Genomic DNA, 5,872 nt, shown 5'->3' on the forward strand with positions numbered 1-5,872 from the left:
AGCTCGTCGGGCTCATAACCCGAAGGTCATAGGTTCAAATCCTGTCCCCGCTACCAAATTAAGTCTTTTTTGATTTTTCAGATCGAAAGAGCAAGCAAAACCCCCTTTTTAGGTGGTTTTTGTTATGTAAAAAAAAGTAAATAAGAACAAAATAGATGGCAAAAATAACAGAAAAAATTACTGATTTGGCTGACCCTGTACTTGAAGATATGGGCTATGAACTGGTAGGTGTGGAATATATTGCCAGTGGCAAGCATAGTATTTTGCGTGTTTTTATTGATACTGATAATGGTATTGGCATCGAAGATTGTGAAAGGGTTTCTCATCAATTAAGCGCTATCTTTGATGTTGAAGACCCTATTGCTGGTCAATACAACCTAGAGGTGTCTTCACCCGGCATTGAGAGGCCACTGTTTCATATTGGACATTATCAGCGATTTTTGGGTAATGATATTAGCTTACGCACGGTAAGGCCTATTGATGGCCAGCGTAAATTTAAAGGTTCAATTGGTAGTGTGAGCGAGATCAATCGCACGATTGAATTGATAACGGCATTAGGTCCATTGACACTGGACATTGATATGATTGAAAAAGCGAACTTGGTCGCTGATTTTTAGGAGAAGAACATGGACGGTAAAGAATTATTTTTAATAGTTGAAGCGATCTCTAATGAAAAAAACATCTCGAAAGAAGATGTATTTGAATCATTAGAAGAGGCGTTAGCAGTAGCTACTAAAAAACGTAAAGAAATTGACGCTCATGTAGAAATTGATCGCAAGACGGGAGAATTTTCAACGTTTAGACAGTGGATGGTTATTGATGATAAAGAAAATTTTGTTGATGATGATGGTACGCCATTTGATCCCGTGCTGCATATCTACGCAAAAGATGCAAACGGAGTAGCAATTGATGATTTTGTGCGTGAGCCAATTGAAACCGAAGAGTTTGGCCGTATTGCAGCACAAATTGTTAAGCAAGTGATTATCCAAAAGGTTCGTGAAGCGGAAAGAGAAGTGGTTGTTCATGACTACACACAACGTGTTGGTGAGGTGATTATGGTGACCGTAAAGCGCGTTGATCGTGGGAATGTTTATGTTGACATGGGCGGCGTTGACGGCATGATTTCTAAGTTTGATCTTATTCCGAACGAATCGGTACGTAAAAATGATCGGTTAAGAGCCTATATTAAAGAAGTTAAATCATCAGTTCGTGGGGCGCAAATATTTTTATCGCGCACAGTGCCAGAGATGATGATTCAATTATTTGAAATGGAAGTGCCAGAAATTTCAGAAGGTGTTATTGAGATTATGGGCGGATCAAGAGATCCTGGTCTTCGCTCTAAGCTTGCAGTAAAGGCAAAGGATAAGCGTATAGATCCAATTGGCTCTTGTATTGGTATGCGCGGTGCACGCGTTCAGGCTGTTTCCAATGAGCTTAATGGCGAGCGTGTCGACATTGTTTTATGGGATGAGGATCCAGCTCAGTTTGTTATCAATGCAATGTCGCCAGCAGAAGTTAGTTCTATTGTGGTTGATGAAGAGCGCAATTCAATGGATGTTGCCGTTGATGAGGATCAATTGGCCTTGGCCATTGGTCGTGGTGGCCAAAATATTAAGTTGGCAGCACGCCTAACTGGCTGGAAGTTAAATGTAATGTCAACAGCTGATGCTGATGAAAAACAAGCTGAAGAAACTCAAAAAGCGAGTAATAAGTTGGCTGATAAACTTGGCGTAGATAGCGAGGTTGCTGGCGTACTGCTGGAGGAAGGTTTTGCGTCGGTTAATGATATTGCTGATGCTGACTCTGAGACTCTAGAGAATATCGAAGAGTTTGATGAGCTAATGGTGGAAGAGTTACAAGAGCGCGCTGCCGATGCACAATTGGTTCAAGCCCTTGGCGATGCAGATGCTACCGAAGCATTAACAACAGTTGATGGCGTTGATGGCGATTTAGCTGACGCTTTGATTGAGGCAGAAATTACAACAGTTGATGACCTAGCAGAGCTATCCATTGATGAGTTGCTTGAAATTCAAGTTATGGACAAAGAAAAGGCGTCAAGTGTTATTATGACAGCAAGAGAAAATGAAGGATGGTTTGATTAATAATTGGCGTTAATAACAGACTCCAATTTAATCATTATAAAAACAGGCAAGCATTATGGCACATACGGTTGAAACATTATCCAAACTACTTAAAAAAACACCTGATGAGGTGATTTCAATCTTGGCGAAAGCGGGTATTGATGGCAAGCAAGCAGATTCTAATATTTCTGCCGAAGAAAGAAAAGTCTTGATGGGAAGCCTGACTAAGCGTTCATCTAATAAATCTAGTATGTCAGTTTCACGAAAACCTAGTGGCAAAACTAGTGCCAATACAGGTGGCGGTGTAAAGGTGCAAGTGAAAAAGAGGCGTGTTAAACAAATAGCAACGGAAGCAGACTCTAGTATTAATGAAGCAGCATTGGCTGCCCAAGCAGCACTTGAAGCAGGACGTGAGGCCGATGAAAAATTATTAGCCCAAGATGCCAAGCGCTTAGAGATGATCCGTTTACAAAAAGAGCAGGCTGAAGCATTAAAAGCTCAGCAAGAAAACACCAAACAAGAAAAAGAGGCTGATAAACCTAAAGAAGAAAAACCTAAAGAACAAAAGTCAAAGGAAGAAAAGTCAAAAGAAGATAAAAAACCTAAGCGGCTGCGCAAATCTACGCCAAGTGGCAATACTGCAGGACGTAGGCAGCTTCATGTTGCAAAGCATACAAACCGTAAACTTAAAAAGAAAGACAGAACTCGATTAAGTCAAAAAATTCAAGAAGAGCAAGCACAACACGGCTTCCAAAAGCCAATTGAAAAAGTGATTCATGAAATTGCCGTGCCTGACAACATTAAAGTTAGCGACCTTGCGCAAAAGATGACCACTAAAGCGGGTGAAGTCTTGAAGGTGCTTATGGGCATGGGTGTCATGGCAACCTTGAATGACGTAATTGACCAAGATACTGCATTGTTGGTTGTTGAAGAAATGGGGCATAAGGGTGTTGCAAGCATTGAAGAAACAATTGAAGACACCTTAATTGAAAAATCAAAGCCGACGGGTGATGAAAGTCTTAGGCCGCCAGTGGTTGCAATCATGGGGCATGTAGATCACGGCAAAACTTCACTACTTGACTATATTCGTCAAGCTAAAGTAGCTGATGGTGAAGCGGGAGGCATTACACAACATATTGGCTCTTATCAGGTTGATACTGATAACGGCAAAATTACTTTTATTGATACACCAGGACATGCGGCTTTTTCAAAGATGCGCTCACGTGGCGCTAGTTCAACAGATATTATTATCTTGGTTGTTGCAGCAGACGATGGTGTTATGCCACAAACTATTGAATCTATTAAACATGCGCAGAAGGCCGGTGTTCCAATGATTGTTGCTATCAATAAGATTGATAAAGAGGGTGCCGATCTAGAAAAGATCAAGCAAGTACTTTCAACACACAATGTTATTTCAGAAGATTGGGGTGGCGATGTGATGATGGTACCAGTGTCTGCTCATACAGGCGAAGGAATTGATGCCTTATTAGAGGCGATTACACTAACAGCAGAAGTGTTAGAGTTTTCTGCAGTTACTAAAGGTCCTGCAAACGGCACTGTATTAGAGGCACGTTTAGATAAAGGTCGTGGCAAGGTAACTACAATTCTGGTTCAATCAGGTACATTGAAGAAAGGCGATATCATGATTGCTGGCCTAGAATATGGCAAGGTTAAGCAAATTGTTAACGATCAGGGAAAGGTGCTTAAAGAGGCAGGGCCGTCTACACCGGTTGAAGTGTTAGGTCTATCTGGTGTGCCAAATTCTGGAGATGAAGTGCTGGTTGTTGAGAGTGAGCGTAAAGCTCGTGAAGTGGCTGACTTTAGAAAAACTAAGGAACGCGAAGCCGAGCTGCAAAGACAGCAAGCTTCAAAAATGGAAAACTTCTTACAGAAGATGGAAGAAGGTGACGTATCTACAGTTAACGTCTTGTTGAAGTCTGATGTTCGTGGTTCAGCGCAAGCTTTGGTTGAAGCGCTAGAAGAGCTATCTACTGATGAGGTTAGGGTGAAAGTGGTATCGTCTGGTGTTGGTGGAATTAATAATACAGATATTAATTTGGCAGCTACTTCAGAAGCGCTAGTGCTTGGCTTTAATGTTCGTGCTGATGCAGTTGCTCGTAAAACAGCAGACAATGAAGGTGTTCGTATTGAATACTACTCAATTATTTATAACTTAATCGATGACGTTAAAGCGATTATGAGTGGACTATTAAGCCCTGAATTGAGTGAAAATATTATTGGTATTGCTAATGTTAAAGATGTATTCCGTTCACAGAAATTGGGTGATATTGCTGGCTGTATGGTTGAAGAAGGCGTGGTTAGAAAAGACTCGCCAATTCGAGTGCTGCGCGATAGTGTAGTCATTTACGAAGGCGAGTTAGAATCATTAAGACGTTTTAAAGACGATGTGAAAGAAGTTAAGTCAGGTACAGAATGTGGTATTGGCGTCGCAGGTTACAATGACGTACAGCCGGGCGATCAGATCGAAGTGTTTGAGCGTGTTGAAACTCAACGTAGCTTATAACGTAAATGGCGCAGCAGGACTCGTTTAGAATTGAGCGTATTAATGAGCTAGTTCGTCGTGAGCTGGTAACGTTGTTAAAGAATGAAACTAAAGACCCTAGATTGGCAAGTGTTGTTATTACAGATGTTCTGACAAGTCGAGATTTAAGCGCTGCAAAAGTTTATTACACAGTTTCAGAGAAAAACAAGGATGAAGTTGAGCCCTTGTTAAATAAGGCAGCAGGATTTTTTCGATCTCGTCTTTCCAAGACGGTAGATTTGCGCCATACGCCAGCATTGCGCTTTATCTTTGATCCTGCGCCAAATACTGGCGCAAGAATTGAAGATCTATTGTCTAAATTGTAGGTCTGGCCATGTCACGGCGCAATCCTAAAGGCAGAGATATTAACGGCATTGTATTATTAGATAAAGATACAGGGCTAAGTTCTAACGCTGCTCTACAAAAGGTAAAACGACTTTTTTTCGCTAAAAAAGCAGGACATACGGGTAGTTTAGATCCTTTGGCTAGTGGAATTTTGCCGATTTGCCTAGGTCAGGCAACCAAAGTTGCACAATTTTTACTCGATGATGACAAGCGTTATTATGTGCGTGGTAAATTAGGCGAGATAACAGACACGGGCGATTGCGAAGGGGTTATTGTTAAAACTCAAGCATTTGAACAGCTGAACAAAGAAAAAGTTGTTGCGGCTGCAATGAGTTTTAAAGGTGATATTTTGCAAGTGCCTCCTATGTATTCAGCGCTTAAAAAAGATGGGCAACCCTTGTACAAACTTGCCAGACAAGGCATTGAAATTGAACGTCCAGCACGTCCAGTTACTATTCATAATATTGATTTTATTAGCTATGAACAAGGCGTTATTGCATTGAATGTGAGCTGCTCTAAGGGGACTTATATCCGTAGCTTAATACAAGATATTGGCGACAAACTAGGTTGTGGTGCACATGTTATAGAACTAAGACGAACTGGATTTGCACATATCGATATTAGTGAGACAATATCCCTCTCAGAATTAGAGAGGTTTGTTAGTGATGATTACCAACAATTAGATGCGCATATATTTCCGAGTGAAAACATGCTTCCAGCCATTAAAAGCGTTATGTTGAATGCGCAACAAACTGATGATATTAGATACGGCCGTGCGATCCTATCTGATCAACAAGGCCAGCACAAAGTTAAGTTGTTTGATCAGAAAAAGGTGTTTCTTGGCATTGGAGAATTATCTAAAGATGGCATGATTCAGCCCAAACGATTATTTGTTTAATCTATA

General features: G+C 41.0%; 5 protein-coding genes. All 5 read left to right on the forward strand.

All coding sequences use genetic code 11. From position 1 onward, the window contains the following. The first annotated feature begins 155 nt into the window (after positions 1-155). From rimP to truB, 5 genes are read left to right on the forward strand one after another with little or no spacing between them, the layout of a single operon-like run. Entirely contained in the window at positions 156-617 is a 462-nt protein-coding gene (gene rimP, locus P8M52_RS05045; protein ID WP_300308233.1) for a ribosome maturation factor RimP, read from the forward strand. A 9-nt stretch (positions 618-626) separates the two neighbouring features. Then, entirely contained in the window at positions 627-2,102 is a 1,476-nt protein-coding gene (gene nusA, locus P8M52_RS05050) for a transcription termination factor NusA (protein WP_300308235.1), read from the forward strand. A 55-nt stretch (positions 2,103-2,157) separates the two neighbouring features. Continuing rightward, entirely contained in the window at positions 2,158-4,605 is a 2,448-nt protein-coding gene (gene infB / locus P8M52_RS05055) for a translation initiation factor IF-2 (RefSeq protein WP_300308238.1), read from the forward strand. A gap of 5 nt (positions 4,606-4,610) precedes the next feature. Beyond that, positions 4,611-4,949 (forward strand): 30S ribosome-binding factor RbfA, encoded by a 339-nt coding sequence (rbfA, locus tag P8M52_RS05060; RefSeq protein ID WP_300308241.1) that lies wholly within the window; start codon positions 4,611-4,613, stop codon positions 4,947-4,949. An 8-nt stretch (positions 4,950-4,957) separates the two neighbouring features. After that, the gene (gene truB, locus P8M52_RS05065; RefSeq protein ID WP_300308244.1) at positions 4,958-5,866 is read left to right on the forward strand and encodes a tRNA pseudouridine(55) synthase TruB; all 909 of its coding nucleotides are present in this window, start codon (positions 4,958-4,960) and stop codon (positions 5,864-5,866) included. Positions 5,867-5,872: the final 6 nt, after the last annotated feature.

The organism is Candidatus Thioglobus sp. (genome assembly GCF_029243085.1).
GTDB lineage: Bacteria > Pseudomonadota > Gammaproteobacteria > PS1 > Pseudothioglobaceae > Thioglobus_A.